Origin of the sequence: Streptomyces scabiei 87.22, assembly GCF_000091305.1 — a bacterium.
In the GTDB taxonomy this organism is placed as follows: Bacteria; Actinomycetota; Actinomycetes; order Streptomycetales; family Streptomycetaceae; genus Streptomyces; species Streptomyces scabiei.
Window position 1 is genome coordinate 3539531 of the sequence record NC_013929.1, and the last position, 21080, is coordinate 3560610.

The 21080-nt window shown below is 72.9% G+C and carries 20 protein-coding genes; 6 read left to right on the forward strand and 14 right to left on the reverse strand.

Going from position 1 to position 21080, the window contains the following annotated elements:
• The first annotated feature begins 87 nt into the window (after positions 1 to 87).
• Positions 88 to 948 (forward strand): dihydropteroate synthase, encoded by an 861-nt coding sequence (gene folP, locus SCAB_RS14820; RefSeq protein ID WP_013000891.1) that lies wholly within the window; start codon positions 88 to 90, stop codon positions 946 to 948.
• Between the two features lie 82 nt (positions 949 to 1030).
• On the opposite strand, the gene SCAB_RS14825 is transcribed toward folP, so the two are convergent.
• Both SCAB_RS14825 and dapE read right to left on the reverse strand, forming a co-directional pair.
• Complete coding sequence (locus SCAB_RS14825) at positions 1031 to 1789, reverse strand: LOG family protein (RefSeq protein WP_013000892.1); 759 nt, start codon at positions 1787 to 1789, stop codon at positions 1031 to 1033.
• 105 nt (positions 1790 to 1894) lie between these two features.
• The gene (gene dapE / locus SCAB_RS14830) at positions 1895 to 2974 is read right to left on the reverse strand and encodes a succinyl-diaminopimelate desuccinylase (protein ID WP_013000893.1); all 1080 of its coding nucleotides are present in this window, start codon (positions 2972 to 2974) and stop codon (positions 1895 to 1897) included.
• A 131-nt stretch (positions 2975 to 3105) separates the two neighbouring features.
• On the opposite strand from dapE, the gene SCAB_RS14835 reads away from it, so the two are divergent.
• Together SCAB_RS14835 and SCAB_RS14840 are read left to right on the forward strand one after the other, a co-directional pair.
• Positions 3106 to 4119 (forward strand): hypothetical protein, encoded by a 1014-nt coding sequence (locus SCAB_RS14835; protein WP_013000894.1) that lies wholly within the window; start codon positions 3106 to 3108, stop codon positions 4117 to 4119.
• A gap of 311 nt (positions 4120 to 4430) precedes the next feature.
• On the forward strand, positions 4431 to 4844 hold the full coding sequence (locus tag SCAB_RS14840) for a hypothetical protein (protein WP_013000895.1): 414 nt from the start codon (positions 4431 to 4433) through the stop codon (positions 4842 to 4844).
• A 93-nt stretch (positions 4845 to 4937) separates the two neighbouring features.
• On the opposite strand, the gene SCAB_RS14845 is transcribed toward SCAB_RS14840, so the two are convergent.
• Positions 4938 to 6038, reverse strand: coding sequence for a bifunctional succinyldiaminopimelate transaminase/glutamate-prephenate aminotransferase (locus tag SCAB_RS14845; protein WP_013000896.1), 1101 nt, complete (start codon positions 6036 to 6038; stop codon positions 4938 to 4940).
• A 137-nt stretch (positions 6039 to 6175) separates the two neighbouring features.
• Positions 6176 to 6493 carry a ferredoxin gene (gene fdxA / locus SCAB_RS14850; RefSeq protein WP_005480604.1) on the reverse strand — a complete coding sequence of 106 codons (318 nt, stop codon included), beginning with the start codon at positions 6491 to 6493 and terminating at the stop codon, positions 6176 to 6178.
• A 140-nt stretch (positions 6494 to 6633) separates the two neighbouring features.
• Between fdxA and SCAB_RS14855 the strand changes: the two genes are divergently transcribed.
• Together SCAB_RS14855 and SCAB_RS14860 are read left to right on the forward strand one after the other, a co-directional pair.
• Positions 6634 to 7800, forward strand: a complete 1167-nt coding sequence (locus tag SCAB_RS14855; protein ID WP_041669223.1) for a GNAT family N-acetyltransferase — start codon at positions 6634 to 6636, stop codon at positions 7798 to 7800.
• Positions 7797 to 8663 carry a transglutaminase-like domain-containing protein gene (locus tag SCAB_RS14860; protein ID WP_013000898.1) on the forward strand — a complete coding sequence of 289 codons (867 nt, stop codon included), beginning with the start codon at positions 7797 to 7799 and terminating at the stop codon, positions 8661 to 8663. The genes SCAB_RS14855 and SCAB_RS14860 overlap by 4 nt, the downstream gene beginning before the upstream one ends.
• A 73-nt stretch (positions 8664 to 8736) precedes the next feature.
• Here SCAB_RS14860 and SCAB_RS14865 read toward each other — a convergent pair whose 3' ends face one another.
• The 8 genes from SCAB_RS14865 to SCAB_RS14900 form a co-directional block, all read right to left on the reverse strand.
• Complete coding sequence (locus SCAB_RS14865) at positions 8737 to 9351, reverse strand: response regulator transcription factor (protein ID WP_013000899.1); 615 nt, start codon at positions 9349 to 9351, stop codon at positions 8737 to 8739.
• Complete coding sequence (locus SCAB_RS14870; RefSeq protein ID WP_013000900.1) at positions 9348 to 10526, reverse strand: sensor histidine kinase; 1179 nt, start codon at positions 10524 to 10526, stop codon at positions 9348 to 9350. The genes SCAB_RS14865 and SCAB_RS14870 overlap by 4 nt, the downstream gene beginning before the upstream one ends.
• Positions 10523 to 11263 (reverse strand): ABC transporter permease, encoded by a 741-nt coding sequence (locus tag SCAB_RS14875; RefSeq protein WP_013000901.1) that lies wholly within the window; start codon positions 11261 to 11263, stop codon positions 10523 to 10525. Before SCAB_RS14875 ends, SCAB_RS14870 begins: the two co-directional genes overlap by 4 nt.
• Positions 11260 to 12213, reverse strand: a complete 954-nt coding sequence (locus SCAB_RS14880; protein WP_106437402.1) for an ABC transporter ATP-binding protein — start codon at positions 12211 to 12213, stop codon at positions 11260 to 11262. Before SCAB_RS14880 ends, SCAB_RS14875 begins: the two co-directional genes overlap by 4 nt.
• A 165-nt stretch (positions 12214 to 12378) precedes the next feature.
• A complete protein-coding gene (locus SCAB_RS14885; RefSeq protein ID WP_173402878.1) occupies positions 12379 to 14523 on the reverse strand; it encodes a hypothetical protein in 2145 nt (714 codons plus the stop codon).
• Positions 14524 to 14682: 159 nt separating this feature from the next.
• The gene (locus tag SCAB_RS14890; protein ID WP_106437262.1) at positions 14683 to 15114 is read right to left on the reverse strand and encodes a DUF6113 family protein; all 432 of its coding nucleotides are present in this window, start codon (positions 15112 to 15114) and stop codon (positions 14683 to 14685) included.
• A gap of 64 nt (positions 15115 to 15178) precedes the next feature.
• Positions 15179 to 16150, reverse strand: coding sequence for an N-acetyl-1-D-myo-inositol-2-amino-2-deoxy-alpha-D-glucopyranoside deacetylase (gene mshB, locus SCAB_RS14895; RefSeq protein WP_013000905.1), 972 nt, complete (start codon positions 16148 to 16150; stop codon positions 15179 to 15181).
• A gap of 122 nt (positions 16151 to 16272) precedes the next feature.
• Positions 16273 to 16467, reverse strand: a complete 195-nt coding sequence (locus tag SCAB_RS14900; RefSeq protein ID WP_005480627.1) for a hypothetical protein — start codon at positions 16465 to 16467, stop codon at positions 16273 to 16275.
• A 224-nt stretch (positions 16468 to 16691) separates the two neighbouring features.
• On the opposite strand from SCAB_RS14900, the gene SCAB_RS14905 reads away from it, so the two are divergent.
• The gene (locus tag SCAB_RS14905) at positions 16692 to 18809 is read left to right on the forward strand and encodes a S9 family peptidase (protein ID WP_037728450.1); all 2118 of its coding nucleotides are present in this window, start codon (positions 16692 to 16694) and stop codon (positions 18807 to 18809) included.
• 176 nt (positions 18810 to 18985) lie between these two features.
• Here SCAB_RS14905 and SCAB_RS14910 read toward each other — a convergent pair whose 3' ends face one another.
• Together SCAB_RS14910 and SCAB_RS14915 are read right to left on the reverse strand one after the other, a co-directional pair.
• Positions 18986 to 20101 (reverse strand): ABC transporter ATP-binding protein, encoded by a 1116-nt coding sequence (locus SCAB_RS14910; protein ID WP_013000907.1) that lies wholly within the window; start codon positions 20099 to 20101, stop codon positions 18986 to 18988.
• Positions 20082 to 21077, reverse strand: coding sequence for an ABC transporter ATP-binding protein (locus SCAB_RS14915; protein WP_013000908.1), 996 nt, complete (start codon positions 21075 to 21077; stop codon positions 20082 to 20084). The genes SCAB_RS14910 and SCAB_RS14915 overlap by 20 nt, the downstream gene beginning before the upstream one ends.
• Positions 21078 to 21080 lie beyond the last annotated feature (3 nt).

The window sequence follows — 21080 nt, forward strand, 5'->3', positions numbered from 1 at the left end:
TCGTGCCATGCGAGTCTGACAGTTAAGGTCGCAGGCGGTTGTGCAAGGCCGTCGATCGGCGGGACGTACTGGGAGAGGGCGCGGCGGATGCTCAGGCTGGGCAAGCGGGAATTCGGCCCCCACGAGCCGGTGATCATGGCGATCGTGAACCGGACCCCGGACTCGTTCTACGACCAGGGGGCCACCTTCCAGGACGAGCCGGCGCTCGCGCGCGTGGAGCAGGCGGTCGCCGAGGGCGCCGCCATCGTGGACATCGGCGGGGTCAAGGCCGGTCCCGGGGAGGACGTGAGCGCGGCGGAGGAGGCGCGGCGGACCGTGGGGTTCGTCGCCGAGGTTCGGCGGCGGTTCCCCGAGGTCGTCATCAGCGTCGACACCTGGCGGCACGATGTCGGCGAGGCCGTGTGCGAGGCCGGGGCGGACGTGCTGAACGACGCGTGGGGCGGGGTCGATCCCCGGCTCGCGGAGGTGGCGGGGCGGTACCGGGCGGGACTGGTGTGCACGCACGCGGGTGGGGCGCAGCCCCGTACACGGCCGCACCGGGTCGAGTACGACGACGTGATGGCCGACATCCTGCGGGTGACCGTGGGGCTGGCGGAGCGGGCGGTGGCGCTGGGGGTGCCCCGGGAGTCGGTGATGATCGATCCCGGGCACGACTTCGGGAAGAACACGCGGCACAGCCTGGAGGCGACCCGGCGGCTCGGCGAGATGGTCGCGACGGGGTGGCCGGTGCTGGTGTCGCTGTCCAACAAGGACTTCGTGGGCGAGACGCTGGACCGGCCGGTGAAGGAACGGGTGGTGGGGACGCTGGCCACCACCGCCGTCTCCGCCTGGCTGGGGGCCCAGGTGTACCGGGTGCATGAAGTGGCGGAGACCCGGCAGGTGGTGGACATGGTGGCGTCGATCGCGGGGCACCGGGCGCCCGCGGTGGCCCGGCGGGGGCTGGCCTAGGGTTCCTCGGGCTCCGCCCCGGACCCCGTTCGCGCGGTTCCCCGCGCCCCTGAGAAGCAGGGGCGCGGGTGGTGGGCGGGAGTTATCTGCCCGCTTCCTTCGAGACCAGGGCCACCGCCTCGTCCACGTCGTCCGTGACGTGGAAGAGGGTCAGGTCCTTCTCCGCCGCCTTGCCCTGGGCGATCAGGGTGTTGGTGAGCCAGTCGACCAGGCCGCTCCAGTAGGACTCGCCGAACAGGACGATGGGGAAGCGGGTGACCTTCTGGGTCTGGACGAGGGTGAGGGCCTCGAAGAGTTCGTCGAGGGTGCCGAGACCGCCGGGGAGGACCACGAAGCCCTGGGCGTACTTGACGAACATCATCTTCCGGACGAAGAAGTAGCGGAAGTTCAGGCCGATGTCGACGTAGGGGTTGAGGCCCTGCTCGAAGGGCAGCTCGATGCCGAGGCCGACGGAGGTGCCGCCCGCTTCGACGGCGCCCTTGTTGGCCGCCTCCATCGCGCCCGGGCCGCCGCCGGTGATGACGGCGAAGCCGGCCTCCACCAGGCCGCGGCCGAGCCGGACGCCCGCCTCGTACTCCGGTGAGTCGGCCGGGGTGCGCGCGGAACCGAAGACACTGATCGCGGGCGGGAGTTCGGCCAGGGTGCCGAAGCCCTCGATGAACTCGGACTGGATGCGCAGGACCCGCCAGGGATCCGTGTGGACCCAGTCCGAGGGGCCGCCCGCGTCCAGCAGCCGCTGGTCCGTGGTGCTCGCCTGGACCTGGCCCCGCCTGCGCAGCACCGGCCCCAGCCGCTGCTCCGTGGGTGGCTGCTCCTTGCCCTCGGGGTTGCCGGTCGCCATGTCCGCTCCCTCCGCCGTGCTGGTGGTTCACCTCAGCGTAGATCCATACGGGTTACGGGCGGGGGACGTGGGCGTGTCCGCCCGCGATCCGCCGCACGTGGCGCCTCACACCGTCAGCCAGGACCTCAGGCGCTCCTCGCCCGCCAGGATCAGTGCCGGGTCCACGCGTTCGTCGCGGCGGTGCGCCAAGTGGGGGTTGCCGGGGCCGTAGTTGACGGCCGGGACGCCGAGCGCGCTGAAGCGGGAGACGTCCGTCCAGCCGTACTTGGGCTGGGCCGTGCCGCCGACCGCCTCGATGAAGGCCGCGGCCGCCGGGTGGGACAGACCCGGCAGCGCGCCGGGGCTGTGGTCGTCGACGGTGAACGTCTCGACCCCGCAGTCGGCGAAGACCTCGCGGACGTGGGCGATGGCCTCCTCTTCGCTGCGGTCGGGCGCGTAGCGGAAGTTGACCGTCACCACACACGCGTCGGGGATGACGTTGCCGGCGACACCGCCGGAGATGCCGACCGCGTTGAGGCCCTCGCGGTACTCCAGGCCGTCGATGACCGGGTACCGCGGCTCGTACGACGCGAGCCTCGCCAGGATGGGGGCGGCCGCGTGGATGGCGTTGGAGCCCATCCAGCCGCGGGCGGAGTGGGCGCGCTCGCCGCTGGTCGTCAGCAGGACCCGCAGCGTGCCCTGGCAGCCGCCCTCGACCTCACCGTTCGTGGGCTCCAGGAGGACCGCGAAGTCGCCCTCCAGCCACTCGGGGTGGGCCTCGGAGACGTGCTTCAGGCCGTTCAGGTCGGCGGCGACCTCCTCGTTGTCGTAGAACACGAAGGTCAGGTCGCGGTTGGGGGCCGGGACGGTGGCCGCGATGCGCAGCTGGACCGCGACGCCGGACTTCATGTCGCAGGTGCCGCAGCCCCACAGGACGCCGTCCTCGTCGAGACGGGAGGGGACGTTGTCCGCGATGGGGACCGTGTCGATGTGGCCGGCCAGGATCACGCGCTCCGCGCGGCCCAGGGTGGTGCGGGCGACGACGTTGTTGCCGTAGCGGTCGACCGTGAGGTGCGGCAGGGCGCGCAGGGCGGTCTCGATCGCGTCCGCGAGGGGCTTCTCGGTGCCGCTCTCGGAGGGGAAGTCGACGAGCTGCGCGGTAAGCCGCGCGGCGTCCAGCGTGAGGTCAATGGGGGTCTCGGCCATGTCCCCGACCCTAACGCGCCGCCGGTGCGGGGCAGCCCGGGTGAGCGGAACCGGTCACTCCCGCCCCGCTGTTCACATCACTGTTCACAAGACCTGCACGTGTGCCATTACCGTCCAGTACCTTGGACCGCGTGTCGGAGCCGTACCCCTTCCCCCCAGGTCCTCGTCCCCGCCGTCGCGGCCGTCGCGTGCTGCAGTTCATGGCGGCGTTCGTCGTGCTCGCCGCGATCGGGGCGTATCTCACCGTGCAGTATCTGACCGGAGGGAACGGCACACCACGGTGTGTGGTCGTGTCCGGCAAGGACGACGGCCAGTCGTACGACTTCACGCCCGAGCAGGCGGCGAACGCCGCGACGATCTCGGCGGTCGGCACCTCGCGCGACCTGCCCGAGCGGGCCGTGACGATAGCGCTGGCGACCGCGCTGCAGGAGTCGGGCCTGCGCAACATCGCGCACGGCGACCGGGACTCCCTCGGCCTCTTCCAGCAGCGGCCCTCGCAGGGCTGGGGCACCGAGCAGCAGATCCAGGACCCGGTGTACGCGGCGGGCGAGTTCTACGAGCACCTGGTCAAGGTCGCCGACTACGAGCGGCTGCCGCTGACGGTCGCCGCGCAGAAGGTGCAGCGCAGCGGCTACCCGGAGGCGTACGCCAAGCACGAGCCCGACGCCACGCTGCTCGCCGCCGCGCTGACCGGGCGGTCGGCGGCCTCGCTGACCTGCGAGGGACGCCGGGAGCCGGCAGCCGGCCCGGGCACCGCCGTCGCGGGCGGACCGGCCGCGGTGCGCGGGGCGCTCGCGCGGGACTTCGGGGACGACGCGTTCGAGTCCGCGGCGGCGGTGGTCGGCTCCGAGGGCGGCGCCTCCGCGCAGGCGAGCCCGTCGCCGAGTCCGAGCGCCTCCCCCGCCGCCGGGACGGTCACCATCCCCCTCAAGGACGCAGGTGACGCCGAGCAGGTCCGGCGGCGCGGCTGGGAGCTGGCGCACTGGGCCGTGGCCAACTCCTCCCGTCTGGACGTCGAGCGCGTCACGTTCGCGGGCCGGGAGTGGGTCGCCGAGGGCCGGGCCGGTGCGTGGCGCAAGGCCCGCGGCGCGGCGGGCGGCGGGGCGGACTCCACCGCCGAGGTCCGAATCGTCACTGGACAGTAGGCCGCGAGCCTCACCCGCGCGGGGGACGCGCGGTGCGCGGTGTGGACGGGGTGCGCGGTGTCGCGGCCGCTCACCCCGATGTCGTGGGATGCGTTGGGAGCAGGGAGCCGTAAGGATTCGGCAGCCGGTCGGGCCGGGTGTCGATTGTCCGATTGCATCCCCATTTGATCATGCGACGCATTGCCAACTCTTTACGTCGGGTCGCCGCAACCTTCAGCGGCTTCGGACGGTAGTCACTGCGTCCACGCCCGGTCGGTCAACTCCCGGGCACGGACGGACACTTCACCGTTCTCTTCCGTCTAAGGAGCATCATGTCCCTCCCCCTGACCCGCCGGATCGCCCGTGCCGCGCTGCTGACCGCAGCGGGAGCGGCCTCCGTGGTCGGTGCGGCCGGCTCCGCGAGTGCGGCGCCCGAACTCCCCGCCGCCCCGGACCTCGGCGGTCTGTCCGCCGTGGACGGGGCCAACGCCGGTTCCACCGTGGACGGCGCGACGCAGAATGTCACCGGTGTCGCCAGCAGCACCGGCAGCAAGGCGTCGAAGCAGACCGTACCGACCGTGAGCAAGACCGGCGGCAAGGCCGTCAAGACGACGACGCCCGTCGCGCAGAAGGCCGCCGGGGAGGCCGCCGGGTCCGCCGGCACCGTTCTGGGGGACACGACGAAGACCGCGACCAAGGGCGGGCTGCCGACGGGGCAGCTCCCGGCGCAGAGCCCGCTGGGCTGACGTCCGGTCCGACCGCCGCGAAGGGGCCCGGGGTGTTCCCCGGGCCCCTTCGGGCTTTGCGCTGCCGCGGCCGGTCGCGTGGCGACCGGAGTGCTACGCCTTGGTCAGGCGCTCCACCGCCGCCGCCACGCGTTCGTCCGTCGCCGTGAAGGCCACGCGGACGTGGTGGTCGCCCGCCGAGCCGTAGAAGTCGCCGGGGGCCACCAGGATGCCGAGGTCGGCCAGGTGGGCCACGGTGGTCCAGCAGGATTCGTCCCGGGTGGCCCAGAGGTAGAGGCTGGCCTCGCTGTGCTCGATGCGGAAGCCGTGCGCCCGCAGGGCACCGCGCAGGGCCTCCCGGCGGGCCGCGTAGCGGGCGCGCTGGTCGTGGACGTGGGTGTCGTCCCCGAGGGCGGCGACCACGGCTGCCTGCGTCGGGGCCGAGGTCATCATGCCGCCGTGCTTGCGGATCTGCAGGAGCGGGCCGAGGACGGCCGGGTCACCGGCGAGGAAGGCCGCGCGGTAGCCCGCCAGGTTGGAGCGCTTGGACAGGGAGTGGACGGCGACGATGCCCTCGTACGAGCCGCCGTTGACGTCCGGGTGGAGGACCGAGACCGGGTCGGCGTCCCAGCCCAGCTCCAGGTAGCACTCGTCGGAGAAGAGCAGGACGCCGTGCTCGCGGGCCCAGGCGACGGTCCGGGTCAGCTCGTCCTTGGAGAGGACCCTGCCGGTGGGGTTGGACGGCGAGTTCAGCCAGAGGAGCTTGAGACCGGCCGGGTCCAGCGCCGTCGGGTCGTCGTAGACCTCGTGGTCGGCGCGGGCGAGACGGGCGCCCACCTCGTACGTCGGGTAGGCCAGGCGCGGGTACGCGACCCGGTCGCCGGGGCCGAGGCCCAGCTGGGTGGGGAGCCAGGCGACGAGTTCCTTGGAGCCCACGATCGGCAGGACGTGGTGGTGGGTGACGCCGCGGGCGCCGAGACGGCGCTCCAGCCAGCCCGTGATCGCGTCGCGCGACTCGACGGTGCCCCAGACGGTCGGATAGCCCGGCGAGTCCGCCGCGGCGACCAGCGCCTTCTGGATCAGCTCGGGCACCGGGTCGACCGGCGTCCCGACGGAGAGGTCGACGATGCCACCGGGGTGAGCGGCGGCCGTCGCCTTGTAGGGCTCCAGCCTGTCCCAGGGAAAAGTGGGGAGACGGTCGCTGACTGCGGACACGGGATCGGGCTCGCTTTCTCGTACGGCGAACGCCCCGGTCCCGTACGGCGATCATGGTGATCGGGCCGTACGGGACCGAGGCGGCGCGGCTGCGGGGCCGCCGAGGCGTCACCCCGGCGGGGTCCGCGGTGTCGCTCTCAGGCCTGCGGCGGGAGTGCGGCGACGAAGGGGTGGTCGCGCTCGATCAGGCCGAGCTTGCTGGCGCCACCGGGCGAGCCGAGCTCGTCGAAGAACTCGACGTTCGCCTTGTAGTAGTCCTTCCACTCCTCCGGGGTGTCGTCCTCGTAGAAGATCGCCTCGACCGGGCACACCGGCTCGCAGGCACCGCAGTCGACGCATTCATCCGGGTGGATGTAGAGGGACCGCTGGCCCTCGTAGATGCAGTCGACCGGGCACTCCTCGATGCACGCCTTGTCCTTGACGTCGACACAAGGCTGCGCGATGACGTAGGTCACGCTGTCGTTCCTCCTCGATAGGGCGCTGGCGGGCCTCCTCAGGCTCCGCCGCCTGGCGCGCGGGAGCGCGGCGTCGTCGATGCCCGCACCTAGTATCTCCGTTCCTGGGCATGATCCGAACAGGAGGGGTGGACGGACCTGTGGAATTCTCTGCCGGTGGACGTCTCGCGATCCGTGTCTCCGCCGCTGACGTGGGCAAACGCGTATCCGTACGGCGCGTCGTCGACGGCGGCCCGGAGGGCGGGAAATTCACCGACACGGTTGGTGTTCTCACATCATGGGACGACGGCGCGCTGCTGATCACCCGGCGGGACGGGGAGCGGGTGCGGATCGAGGAGTCCTCGCTGGTGGCCGGGAAGGTGGTCCCCGCCGCGCCCGCCCGCCGGCGCGGACCCGCCGCCTCCTTCACGGAACTGGCGCGGGTCGCGGCGCGGGCCTGGCAGCCCGTCGAGCGGGAGCCGCTCGGTGAGTGGGAGCTGCGGGCCGCAGTCCAGGAGGTGCCGCGCGCAGCGCGTCCGGGAGGGGCGGTGGTCGGGCGACGGGCGGGCTTCACCCGGCGCGCCAACTCGGTCCTGCCCCTCGGCGACCCCGGGATGCCCCTGGACGAGGCGCTGACGGCCGTACGCCGCTGGTACGCCGCCCGGGGGCTGCCCGCGTTCCTCCAGCTGGCCACGGGCGCCGAGGGCACCCACGAGCTGCTCTGCGCCGAGGTGGCGGAGCGCGGCTGGGTCGACGTCGTCACCGCCGAGGTGTGGACCGGGGCGCTCGCGCCGGTCGCGGACGCGGAGGCGGGCGGGGTGGAGCTGTCCCGGAACGCGGACGAGGCCTGGCTCGGCCGCTACCAGCGCAAGGGCCTCGGCGAGGTCGCGCTGAAGGTGCTCGGGAGCGGGCCCTCGGTGTGGTTCGCGACCGTGCCCGGCGCGGAGGGCGCGGGGCCGGCGGCCATCGGGCGGTGCGTCGTGGACGGGCGGTGGGCCGGGTTCTCCGCCGTCGAGGTCGATCCCGCCCAGCGGCGGCGGGGCCTCGCGACGGCCGTGATGGCGGCGCTGGCCCGGCGGGCCCTGGACGAGGGCGCCTCGGCGGGCTGGCTCCAGGTGGAGACGGACAACGCGGGGGCGCGGGCGCTGTACGCCGGGATGGGGTTCGTGGCGCATCACGCGTACCACCACTACCGGGAGCCGGACCCGGAGGACACCGGACCCGGCGGCGATCCGGGTGCCCGTACCGGCACCGGCACCGGCACCAGCACGAGCACCGGCACCGAATCCGCCACGGGCTCGGGCTCCGCGCCGGACGGGTCGCCGTGAGCGGCCACCGGCCGGCCGCGCCGCGGCCTCCGGAGCCGGAGCGGGCCGACGAGGTGCGGCGACGGTTCGCCGAGGAGGCCCGGGCCGAGCGGCCCGACCTGGCGCTGCTCTGCCTGCTGGTGGGGGCGGCGGGCGACGGGGCGCTCGACGAGGCGGGCCTCGACGCCGCCGGGATCGAACTCGACCGGCTGGCCGGGCTGATGCCCTACCGGCCCGGCGGGCCGCGCGCGTGGGCGGAGGCGACGGCCGCGCTGCTCGGGGAGCGCCAAGGGTTCCGGGGCTCGCCGGGCGACTACCAGCGGCTGGAGTCCTCGCTGCTGCACCAGGTGCTCGAACGGCGGCGCGGGCTGCCGATCCTGCTGTCGGTGGTGTGGATGGAGGTGGCCCGGCGGGCGGGTGCGCCGGTCCACGGGGTCGCGCTGCCGGGGCACTTCGTGGTGGGGTTCGGGCCGCCCGAGGAGCAGGTGCTCGCCGATCCGTTCGACGGGGGGCGGGTGCTGACCGGCAACGACGCGGAGCTGCTGGTCGCGGGGGCGACCGGGGCGCCGCTGGATGCCGCGATGCTGACACCGGCCGATCCGCTGGACGTGGTGGTCCGCGTCCTCAACAACGTGCGCGCGTGGGCGGCGGCCCGGCCCGAGCGGACGGACGTCGCGCTGTGGGCGCTGGAGTTGTCGCTGGCGATGCCCTCGCATCCGGCGCGGCTGCGGTACGAGTGGGCGCGGCTGCTCGTGCAGCGGGGCGAGTACGTGCGGGGCGCCGTCGCGCTGGAGGAGTACGCCGAGGTGGTGGGCGGGGTGGACGAGGGGGCCGCAGAGAAGGTGCGCAGGCAGGCGGGGGCGGCCCGGGCGCTGCTGAACTGAGGGCGCCCCGGTCGTCGTGGGACGGTCGCCACCGGGTTCTCGCGTCGGCCCCGGTGGTCGCCCGCCCCGGCGGTCACAGCCAGCCCTTCTCCCGCGCCGTCCGGACCGCCTCCGTCCTGTTGCGCACCGCCAGCTTCTGGATCGCCGTCGACAGGTAGTTGCGGACCGTGCCCGGGGAGAGGTGCAGGGCCTCGGCCAGCTCCGCGTTGGTGGAGCCGTCGGCCGCCGCGCGCAGGACCTCGCGCTCCCGGTCCGTCAGCGGGTTCGCTCCCCCGGCCAGGGCCGCCGCCGCGAGCGTCGGGTCGATCACCCGCTCGCCCGCCAGCACCCTGCGTACGGCGTCGGCGAGCTGGGCGGCGGGGGCGTCCTTGACCAGGAAGGCGTCGGCGCCGGCCTCCATGGCGCTGCGCAGGTACCCGGGGCGGCCGAAGGTGGTGAGGACGACGAGTTTCACCACCGGGAGGGCGCGGTGCAGCTCGGCGGCCGCCTCGATGCCCGTCGCGCCCGGCATCTCGATGTCGAGCAGGGCCACGTCGACGGCGTGGGCGCGGGCGGCGGCCAGGACCTCGTCGCCGCGGGCCACCTGGACCACGACCTCGATGTCGTCCTCCAGGCCGAGCAGGGCCGCCAGGGCCTCGCGGACCATGGACTGGTCCTCGGCGAGCAGGACCTTGATCGTGCGCGTCATGCGCCGGATCCTACGTCCGGGCCCGGGAGCGTGGCGGGGGCCCTGGCGACCAGCCGGAAGCCGTGCCGGGAGCGACCCGCCTCCAGGGTCCCGCCCACCTTCTCCAGCCGCTCGGCGAGGCCCGCCAGACCGCTGCCGGGGGTGTCCGCCGGGCCCGCCGGAGCGCCCGTCCCGTCGTCGTCCACGGTCAGTTCGAGGATCGGGCCGTCGAGGGTCTGGCGGCGGACGAGGTCCACCGTGCAGCGGCGGGCGCCGCTGTGCCGTACGACGTTGGTGACGGCCTCGCGCAGGGCCCAGGCGAGGGCGGACTCGCTGTCCTCGGAGGCGTCGGTGAGGGGGGATCCGGGGTCGGCGGGCAGGTCGGCGGCGATACCGGCCGCCGTCAACGCGTCCCGGGCACCCGCGAGTTCCGCGCCGAGGCGGGGGCGCCGGTAGCCGGTGACGGCCTCGCGGACGTCGACCAGGGCCTGACGGCTGACCTGTTCGATGTCGGCGACCTGCTGGGCGGCCTTCTCGGGGTGGCCGGGGAGCATCCGGCCCGCCAGCTCGCTCTTGAGCGTGATCAGCGAGAGGGAGTGGCCGAGCAGGTCGTGCAGGTCGCGGGCGAGGCGCAGCCGCTCCTCGTTCGCGGCCAGCTGGGCAACGGTGGCCCTCGCCTCGCGCAGTTCCTGTGTGGTGCGGATCAGTTCGCGGACCCCGGTCATCGAGAAGCCGCCGAGGAGGGCCGGCAGGAGCAGGGAGGCGAGATAGGCCTCCCCGCCCGGCACGGCGAAGGCGATGGCCGTGAGCAGGGCCGACACCGCCGGGATCGTGTAGCGGGCGAGCCGCAGCGGGAGGGCGGCGCCGGAGGCGACCGACACGTAGACGAAGAGGACGAGCCACTCGCGGCCGAGGCTGAGGGAGAGCAGCGCGGACTGGGCGGCGAGGACGGTGAGCGCGCCGAGCACCGTCCGGGTGGTGTCGCGGCGGCCGGTGCGGAAGATCAGCAGGAAGTACCAGGCGACGAAGGCCACCAGGCCGATCCAGCCGAGGACGACGACTCCGTCGCTGTGGCCCCCGTGCAGCAGGTCGCTGACGGGGGCGCTCAGATAGGCGAGCCAGATCCCGGTCCAGAGGAACTTGATCGCCCGCTGTCTGAGGTTCTGCGGGCGCTGCCCGATACCGACGCCGCTCACGCCTTCCGCGTGTCCTTCCGGTAGAGCCAGGCCGCGCCGCCCGCGAAGAGGGCGAAGTAGACGACCAGGAGGGCGACGTCCCCGGCGTGCGGGGCCCGGCTCTGTTCGACGGCCTGCCCCAGCGCGGCGTACGCGTGCGTCGGCACCCACTTCGCGATCTCCTGCAGCCACCCGGGGAAGGTCGTCGTCGGCATCCACAGGCCGCCGAGCATCGACAGGCCGAAGTAGACGATCATCGTGATCGGGCGGACCGCGTCGCCGGTCGCGAGGTAGCCGATGGCGACACCGAGCGCGGCGAAGACGAGGCTGCCGGCCCAGATCGCCCCGGTGAGGGCGAGCCACTGCCAGGCGTCCAGGCGTACGCCCTTCACGGTGGCGGCGACCAGGAAGACGATCACGATGGACGGCAGGCTGACCACGGCCGCGCTGGCGGTCTTGGCGAACACGTAGCCGCGCCCCGGCAGCGGGGTGAGCCGCAGCTGCCGTACCCAGCCGCCCTCACGTTCCTTGGCGATGCGTTCGCTGTTGCCCATCAGGACGGCCGTCAGGGCGCCGAAGGAGGCCATGGAGACCATCATGTAGGTCGGCAGGGTCAGACCGGTGTCGCCGAGCTTCTCGGTGCTGCTCGCGTTGCCCGCGATCAGCAGGAACAGCAGCGAGGGGTAGAGCACCGAGAAGAACATGGACTTGCGGTTGCGCAGGGCGCGGGTGAGTTCCAGCTTGATCAGGCTGTTCACTTGGACTTCGCCTCCTCGGCGGCGGTGATCGCGACGAAGGCCTGTTCCAGGCCGAGGCCGGTGACTTCGAGGTTGCGGGGGAAGACGCCGAGGCCGTAGAGGGCGTGGACGGTCGCGTCGGCGTCGGTGGACTGGATGCGGACGGTACGGCCGGATCCCTCGGCGGAGCCGCTGTGGGAGACGGTGATCGTGGTGAGGAAGGGCAGGGCCCGCAGCGCGGACTCGTCGGCCCCGCCGTCCGGGAGGTCGAAGGAGATCCTGCGGGCTCCGGCCTTGGCCTTGATCTCGGCGGCCGTGCCGTCGGCCAGCAGGCGGCCCCGGTGCAGGACGAGCACCCGGTCGGCGATGGCGTCGGCCTCTTCGAGGTAGTGGGTGGCGAACAGGACGGTGCGGCCCTGGTCGGCCTGTTCGCGCATGGTGGCCCAGAAGGCCTGGCGGGCGGTGACGTCCATGCCGGTGGTGGGCTCGTCCAGGACGATGAGGTCGCTGTCGCCCGCTGTGGCCAGGGCGAAGCGGACGCGCTGGGCCTGGCCGCCGGAGAGCTTGTGGACCTTGCGGTCGGCGATCTGGGTGATGCCGGAGCGGGCGAGGACGTCCGAGACCGGGTACGGCCTCGGGTGCAGGTCGCAGGCGAGCCGGACCAGTTCCGCGACCGTCACCTCGTCCATCAGGCCGCCGCTCTGCAGCATGGCTCCCACGCGTCCGGCGACGATCGCCTCGCGCGGGGTCGTGCCGAAGACGTCGATCGTGCCGCTGTCGGCGTTCTTCAGGCCGAGCAGCAGGTCCAGGGTGGTGGACTTGCCGGCGCCGTTCGGGCCCAGCAGGGCCACGGTCTCCCCCGGGTGCAGGGCGAGCGTGAGGCCGTCCACGGCCCGTACGTCGCCGAACGCCTTCGTCACCTTGTCGAATCCCACCACCGTGGTGTCGGTGGCCCTCGTCGTGGTCGTCATGGACACCATCGTCGGCGGGAGAGGGGTGCGTCCGGCAGTGTCGGCGGTCCTGACCCCGGCATGACAGAAGTCATATCGGAGAGGGTGACGGGGACGGCACCGGAGTACGACGAGGGGCACCCGGCGTGGGCCGGGTGCCCCCTGCGTGTCGTGCTTCGAAACCGCCTAGCTCGGGTTCGTCTCGATGGTGGCCGTGCGGTTCGTCGTGCTCTTCAGGGCCTGGCGGAGGGCGCCGTAGACGTCCTCGACGGTGACCGGGGTCTTCTCGCCGTTGGCCCGGGTGATGAGGACGCCGTCGAAGGCGCCGCCGTAGAGCTCCTTGAGCGCCTTCTCGTCGTAGGAGTCGACGAGCTTGCCGTCGACGGCCTTGACGGTGAGGAACTTCCACAGGGAGTTCTGCGGGCTGAGCAGGACGGCGTGCGCGGGGTCCGTCTGGACGGTGACCGTCGCGGACATGGCCGGCTGCGCGAACTCCTTCATGAACCGGTCGACCTCGGCCTTGCCGACGGACGGCTCCTGCTCCGTGGTCGGGAGCCGCACGGGCGTGCTGCCGCCGGTCTCGACCTGGGCGCGGTACGCCTCCTCGACTGCGGTGGTGGACTCGCCGACGGCGATGCCCTTGCCCGCCTTGCCGTAGACGGGGACGGCCTTGCCGGCCTGGTACTTGACGGTGCCGTCGCTCGCCGAGCCGGCGCCGCCCGCCGCGCGCTCCAGGGCGGCCCGCAGCTTCTCCTCGTCGACCGGCATGACCGGGGAGACGACCCGCTCCTGGCCGAAGAGCGAGCCGATCACCGAGACGGGGTTGTAGTCGCTGACGGCGGCGGCGCTGACCGTGGCCTGCTTGTCGAACTGGAGTCCGGCCTGGTCGGGTGTGAGGGAGACCGTGTCGCCGTCGACCGAGAGCTGCAGCGGCTGGGTGGTGCGCTTGCCGAAGGCCGCGTCGAGCTTGTTGACGGCCTCGTCGCGGGTGCCGCCGCCGATGTCGACGCCGAGGACGGTGGTGCCCTTGGGCACGTCGGAGTGGTTCATCAGCAGACCGGCGCCGTAGACACCGCCGCCGAGGACGACCACACCGCCGATGAGCAGCCCGAGCTTGCTGCGGCCCTTCTTCTTGGCCGGCTTGGCGGACTTGGTGTTCTTCGCCGGGGCGGCCTTCTGCTGCGGGCCGGGGTCGGGCAGCTTGGGCGGGGTGTGCCGCACCGCGCCGTCGGGGCCGCCCGCGCCGAACGGCGTGCCCTGGGTGCCGGGGGGCACGACCGGGATGCCGCTGGTCAGGGTGTGCCCGGAGGGGTTGTCGACCACGGGTCCGGCCCCGCCGTAGCCCGGCTCGGGGGTCTGGCGCTGGGGGGTGAGGACCGCGGTGTCGTCGCTGATGCCGCCGCCGGGGCGGGCGTAGGCACCGGCGGCTCCGGGCGAGGAGAAGTCGGCGTCGGGGCCGCCGAAGGGGTTGCCCTGGTAGCCGGGGCCACCGGGGCCGCCCTGGACCGGCGGCGGGCCGAGCGGGCTGTCGCCGGTGACGGGGCCGCCCGTGGGGCCCGCCGGGCCGGAGCGCCCGCCGTTGTCGGAGAAGTACGGCAGGTCGTCGCGCTCGGGCTTGGTGCCAGCCAGCGCGGCCGAGACGTCGAAGGACCCGGTGCCGCCGCCGTGGCCGGGAGCGACGGGCTGGCCGCCGGTGGCCCCGGGCAGGCCGGCGCCGTTGGTCCCGCCGGGCCGGGGGCCGGCGGTCGCGCCGGGGCGCGGGCCCGCGGGGCCGCCGGACTGGGGACCGGTGCCGCCCGTGCCGCCCGTGCCTCCGGGGCGGGGGCCCGTGGCGGGGACTCCCGGCGCGGGGGCGCCCTGGCCGCCGAGGGTCCCGACGGAGAACCCGGCGCCGTTGGTGCCGCCGGTGCTCGTGCCCTTGGCCGGGGTGGCGCCCTTGCGGGGCGCGAACCAGTCGCTGGTGGGCTTGTCGTCGCCCGGCGCGGCCGGTTCCGGCGCTGGCGCCGGGGTGTCCGTGAACACGGGCATGGCGGTGGTGCCGGTGGTCTCCGACTCGGACCCGGTGTCGTCCGCGGCGCCCTCGCCGTCGGCGACCGGCTTGCGGACGACGACCGGCGGGATCGGGCGCGAGCCGGGGATGTTGATCCGGACCCGTGTGGTCAGCGTGGTCTCGGTCCTCGGTCCGTCCGCGCGCTCGGCCGCGGCCGAGCGGGCCGCCTCGGCACCGGCCTCGGTGGCCATGGGCGTGCCGTACGGCGGTGTCCCCGACGGGTACGCGGTGCTGCCGCGCCCATTGGCCCCGGAGGACGAAGTGTCAGTTTCACGACTCAAGGCAGGTTCTCCCGGTTTGCTCCGCCGCCCGTCACGACCTCAACTCAGCGGGCAGCTCGGCGGCGCGCACCACCATACTGGCCACTTCCGGCGCGTATCCCACGACCGCGTGGGAAACCCACACCGGACCCGCACCCCCGTACCGCGGCGAAGCGGTGGTCACTTCCCAAGTCGGGCGTCGGGCCCGGTCGGTTGCCGCCCCCACCCAAGGGTGGCGCACATCACAGCAACAGCCATGCCACCGAGCAGGAAGAGGTAGGAGCCGACTCCCACGCCGAACAGGAAGTCCCCCTCCGGCCGGGTGGACGTCAGCAGGACGACGGAGATCATCCAGCCGGCGGCCGGCGCAACGGCCCCCGCCCGGCTCCCCGTCGCCCGCGAGCCGCCCAGGAAGAGCCCGGCCGCACCCAGCAGCGCGAGCAGCAATCCGCCGGGGAACCAGGCCGCTTGGAGCAGCCCGCCGGCCACCCCGACCACCGCCCCCAGCACGAAGAGCCCCAGGTGAGCAGCGGCGCGCGCCGGCGCGGGGAACGTCAACGGCTGGGCGAGCGCGCCGCCTTCCCGGCCGGTCGGCATGTCCGTCCGCTTCATCGCCGGACCGCCCCTCGATGGCCGTGCGCGCACACGACGTGTCTGTCATACCCATGCGTACGCATCACAGGGCCGTTCCGTTCTGCCGTTCCTCGAAAGAAATACCGGGAATCCCCTCGAACAAGTCGCTCTCCCGGCTCCCCCCTTCACGTCTGCCGCGCACCAACTCGTAGTACTCGGTGCTCAGCAGGGGCTGGGCCAGCGCGTTGGAGAGCGCGAAGTAGGGTTCGGCGACCTCGATCTGGGTGGCGTGCGCGCGCATCGCGGCGGCCTTCGCCGCCGCGAAGCCGGTGCCGTCGATCTCGGTGGTGACGAGGTGGTCGTCCACCACTCCCGGCACATCGGTGACGCTCGCGGCCTGCCGGAACGGCACCCGTCCGGGCTCGGCGAGATCGCGGCGGAGGCGTTCGAAGCCCTCCAGGACCACTCCGCGCGGCACCCGGTTCCAGTACACCTTGGCGATGTCCCAGGGCTCGCCGAGGTCCGGGCGGAAGGCCGGGTCGGCGGCCAGGCCGGCGGCGCGCATGGCGACGCGGTGGGCCTGGATGTGGTCGGGGTGGCCGTACCCGCCGTCGGGGTCGTAGGTGACGAGGACCTGGGGGCGGACCTCGCGGACCACGCGGACCAGGTGGGCGGCGGCCTCGTCGACGTCGGCGGACCAGAAGGCGCCGGGGCGCTCGTTCTGTTCGACGCCCATCATCCCGGAGTCGCGGTAGCGGCCCGCGCCGCCGAGGAAGCGGTGGTCGGTGACGCCGAGTTCCTTCATGGCCCCGGCCAGTTCGTCCACCCGGTACGGGCCCAGCGTGTCGTCACGGTCGGGCGCGAGGTGCGCGAGAGAGGGCGGGATGACCTCGCCCTCCTCGCCGAGGGTGCAGGTCACCAGCGTCACCCGGGCTCCCTCGGCCGCGTACTTGGCCATGGTCGCGCCGTTGTTGATCGACTCGTCGTCCGGGTGCGCGTGCACCAGGAGCAGTCGGTGACCGACGCGGGAGAGGGGTTCCCCCGGCCGGGGGCCGGAGGAGGGCAGATCCGTCATGGGGCAAGCCTACGAGGCGCCCGGAGCCGGCCCGTGCCGGGCGCGGTCGTCCGCGGGAACGGTCGGCCGCGGGGTTCCGGGGGCCCAGGGACGGGCCCGGGCGGAGCCCGGCGGCCGGAGGCTCAGAACTTGATACTTCCGATCATGCCCGCGATGTTGGTCGTCAGCTCGCTGATCGTCGGCGCGATGGTCGAGGACGCGAGGTAGAAGCCGAGCAGGATGCAGATGATCGCGTGTGGTGCCTTCAGCCCTGACTTCTTGATCAGGATGAAGACGATGATCGCCAGCAGCACCACCGCCGAAATCGAGAGTGCCACGGCGGCTCACCTCCAAAAGTTCCCTGGGACCTGGGGACCGAAGCAGTTGTCACGGGCTGACGGCGGAGCCGTCGTCAACCGATGACGTGGGTGACGCAGTTGTGAATCCGTACAGCGGCCAGCAGGTTCATACCCACCCAGCGGTAGTGATCATAACTATCCATACGCGCGCATCGATCGGCGCACGGCCGCACAAGGGGGCGCATGGCCAATATGGTCGGAGCATGACGACCCAGCCCGAGTCCTTTCCCCGCCGACACGCCCGGACACAACGTTTCACCCTCGGCGCGCCGCGGGCCTTCTCCGTCGCGCCGGACGGTTCCCGTGTCGCGTTCCTGCGCTCTTCGTCCGGTACCGAGCGGGCCGGCAAGCTGTGGGTTCTGGACCTCCCGGACGGCGGCGAACGCGTGGCGGCCGACCCGGGTCTGCTGCTCGCCGGCTCCACGGAGGAGTTGTCGGCCGAGGAGCGCGCCCGCCGTGAGCGGCTGCGCGAGGGCGGCGCCGGGATCGTCGGCTACGCGACCGACGCGGCCGTGGAGTTGGCCTCCTTCGCCTTGTCGGGGCGGCTCTTCGTGGCCGAGCTACGGGCCGGCACGGCTCGTGAACTGGCCGTTCCCGGCCCGGTGATCGATCCCCGCCCCTCCCCCGACGGCCGGTACGTCGCGTATGCCGCCGGGGGCACGCTGCGGGTCGTCGGCGTGGAGGGCGGGGACGACGTGGCGCTCACCGAGGAGGAGTCGGAGAACGTCACCCACGGCCTGGCGGAGTTCATCGCGGCCGAGGAGATGGGCCGGTCGCGCGGCTTCTGGTGGTCGCCGGAGTCGGACCGCCTGCTGGTGGCCCGCGTGGACGACACGCCGGTGCGCCGCTGGTGGATCTCGGACCCCGCGCAGCCGGAACGGGACCCGCAGCGGGTGGCGTATCCGGCCGCCGGGACCGCCAACGCGGACGTACGCCTCTTCGTGATCGACCTCTCCGGTACCCGCACGGAGGTCGTCTGGGACCGGGCGCGCTACCCGTATCTGGCGCATGTGCACTGGTCAGCGGCGGGTGCCCCGCTGATCCTGGTACAGGCGCGGGACCAGCGCAGCCAGTTGTTCCTGGCCGTCGACCCGGACACGGGGGCGACCCGGATGGTGCATGCCGACGAAGATCCACATTGGCTTGATCTTTTCCCCGGGGTGCCCTCGTGGAGTCCGTCGGGTCAGCTCGTGCGTGTCGCGGACGAGGGCGGCGCGCGGGTGCTGGCGGTCGGTGAACGGCCCCTGACGGGACCGCAGCTGCACGTCCGCGCGGTGCTGGACGTGGCCGACGCCGATGTCCTGGTCTCGGCGTCGGCGGGCGCGTCGGCGGCCGATCCGGAGACCGGGGAGATCCACGTCTACCGCGTGAACGAACTGGGCACGGAGCGCGTCTCGCAGGAGCCCGGCGTGCACTCCGCCGTGCGGGCCGGGGGTGTGACCGTGCTGGTCTCGGCCGTTCCGGAGCGGGCGGGCACCCGTGTCCAGGTGCTGCGGGACGGGAAGCCCGTGGCGACCGTGGCGTCCTATGCCGAAGACCCCGGTATGTCCCCGCGCGTGCGCTTCACACAGGGGGGCGCACGCCGCGTACCGTGCGCCCTGCTTATGCCGAAGGACTACGACGGGGTCACCCCCCTGCCGGTGCTCATGGACCCCTACGGCGGTCCGCACGGCCCCCGGGTACTCGCCGCCCACAACGCGCACCTCACCTCGCAGTGGTTCGCCGACCAGGGGTTCGCGGTGGTGGTCGCCGACGGGCGCGGCACCCCCGGCCGCTCCCCCGCCTGGGAGAAGGCGATCGACGGCGACTTCACGCTCTCCCTCGACGACCAGGTGGACGCGCTGCACGGCCTGGCGGCCTCGCATCCGCTGGACCTGTCCCGGGTGGCGATCCGCGGCTGGTCCTACGGCGGCTGGCTGGCGGCCCTCGCGGTACTGCGCCGCCCGGACGTGTTCCACGCGGGCATCGCGGGCGCGCCGGTCACCGACTGGCGGCTGTACGACACGCACTACACCGAGCGGTACCTGGGCGATCCGACGACGGACCCGGCCGCGTACGCGAAGAGTTCGCTGATCACGGACGAGGGACTGTCCGCGCCCGCCGAGCCGCACCGCCCGCTGATGATCGTGCACGGCACCGCCGACGACAACGTGGTCTTCGCCCACGCCCTGCGCCTGTCCTCCGCGCTCCTCGCGGCCGGCCGGCCCCACGAGGTCCTGCCGCTCTCCGGGGTCACCCACATCACCCCCCAGGAGCAGGTGGCGGAGAACCTGCTCCTGCTCCAGGTGGACTTCCTGAGGCGTTCCCTCGGAATGGCCTAGGCATCACGGCCCGGTACGGCGGCCGGGCACGGCAACGGGCCGGGGCTACATGGCGAGCCCCGGCCCGTTTACGGCACCCGCACGGCCGTACGCGTAGTAGATTCCCGCGTCCGTATATCGGAACGGGGTCGGTCAAGTTGCCTGCGTGTTAACGCGGTTGGTGTAGATTTGTAGGCTTATTCCGCCCCATTCGCATGATCGTCCGCAGGATTCTCCGTCGGTTCCTCCGCCGGTTCCTCCGGCGGTTCCTCCGTCGGGACCACCTGCTTCTCCTCCGCGAAGTGGCAGGCCGAGTCGTGGGCCGCCGGTCCGCTGGTGAGCCGGAACTCGGCCGGGACCGCGAGCAGCGGCACCTCCAGCGCACACCGCTCCTGCGCCTTCCAGCAGCGGGTGCGGAAACGGCACCCGGACGGGATGTTCGTCGGCGAGGGCACGTCCCCGAAGAGGATGATCCGCTCCCGGTGCTCACGGGCCTCGGGGTCCGGGACGGGCACGGCGGACAGCAGCGCCTGTGTGTAGGGGTGCGTCGGATGGTCGTAGATCTCGGCGTCGCGGCCGATCTCGACGATCCGCCCGAGATACATCACGCCGACCCGGTCGGAGATGTGCCGCACGATCGACAGGTCGTGCGCGATGAAGACGTAACTCAGTCCGAACTCGCCCTGGAGCCGGTCCAGCAGGTTGATGACCTGGGCCTGGACGGAGACGTCGAGGGCGGAGACGGGTTCGTCGGCGACGATGACCTCGGGGCGCAGTGCCAGCCCGCGGGCGATGCCGATGCGCTGGCGCTGGCCGCCGGAGAACTGGTGCGGGTAGCGGTTGATGTACTCGGGGTTGAGACCGACCACGTCGAGCAGTTCCTGCACCCGGCGCCGGCGGTCGCCCTTGGGCGCGACCTCGGGGTGGATGTCGTACGGCTCCCCGATGATGTCGCCCACGGTCATCCGGGGGTTGAGGGAGGTGTACGGGTCCTGGAACACCATCTGGATGTTGCGGCGGACGGTCTTGAGGGCCTTGCCGGACAGCTTGGTGACGTCCTCGCCCTTGTAGCGGATCGAGCCGGCGGTGGGCCGTTCCAGGTGGACCAGCATCTTGGCGACCGTGGACTTGCCGCAGCCGGACTCGCCGACGATGCCGAGGGTCTCGCCCCGGCCGAGGGCGAAGTCGACGCCGTCGACGGCCTTCACGGCGCCGACCTGCTTCTTGAAGAGGATGCCCTCGGTGAGCGGGTAGTGCTTGACCAGGCCGCTGACCTCCAGGATCGGTTCGGCCTCAGCCGTGGTGGTGGTCATCGAGGCACTCCCTCCAGAAGTGGCAGGCGCTCGTCCGGATGCCGTCCGCCGGCTCGACGTCGTACAGCGGGGGCACGTCGGTGCGGCACACGTCGCGGGCCATCGGGCAGCGGGGGTTGAAGGCGCAGCCGGGCGGGATGTTCATCAGGTTGGGCGGCAGACCCTTGATCGCGTACAGCTCCTGGCCCTTCTGGTCCAGGCGCGGGATGGAGTCGAGCAGGCCCCGGGTGTACGGGTGGGCCGGGGCCTTGTAGATGTCGTGGACCGGGGCGGACTCCACGATGCGGCCCGCGTACATCACGGCGATGCGGTCGGCGACGTCGGCGACGACTCCGAGGTCGTGGGTGATGAGGACGAGACCCATGCGCAGTTCGCGCTGCAGTTCGGCGAGGAGGTCCATGACCTGGGCCTGGACGGTGACGTCCAGTGCGGTGGTGGGTTCGTCGGCGATGATCAGCGCGGGTTCGAGGGCCAGCGCCATGGCGATCATGATGCGCTGGCGCATGCCGCCCGAGAACTGGTGCGGGTAGTCCCGTACCCGTTCCTTTGCGGCCGGGATGCGGACCCGGTCCATCAGCTCCACGGCCCGGGCGCGGGCGTCCTTCTTCGACATGCCCCGGTGGACGACGAACATCTCGCCGAGCTGGTCGCCGACGGAGAGGACGGGGTTGAGGGAGGACAGCGCGTCCTGGAAGATCATCGCCATCTCGGCGCCCCGGATCTTGCGGCGCTCGTCCTCCTTGAGCTTCAGCAGGTCCTGGCCCTTGAAGAGGATCTCGCCGCCGGTGATCCGGCCCGGCGGCATGTCGAGGATGCCCATGATCGCCTGTGCGGTGACCGACTTCCCCGAGCCGGACTCCCCGAGCACGGCCAGCGTCTGCCCCTCGTCCACCCCGTAGTCGACCCCGTTGACCGCCTTGGCGACCCCGTCCCGCGTCCGGAACTCCACGTGCAGATCACGCACTTCGAGCAGCATGAC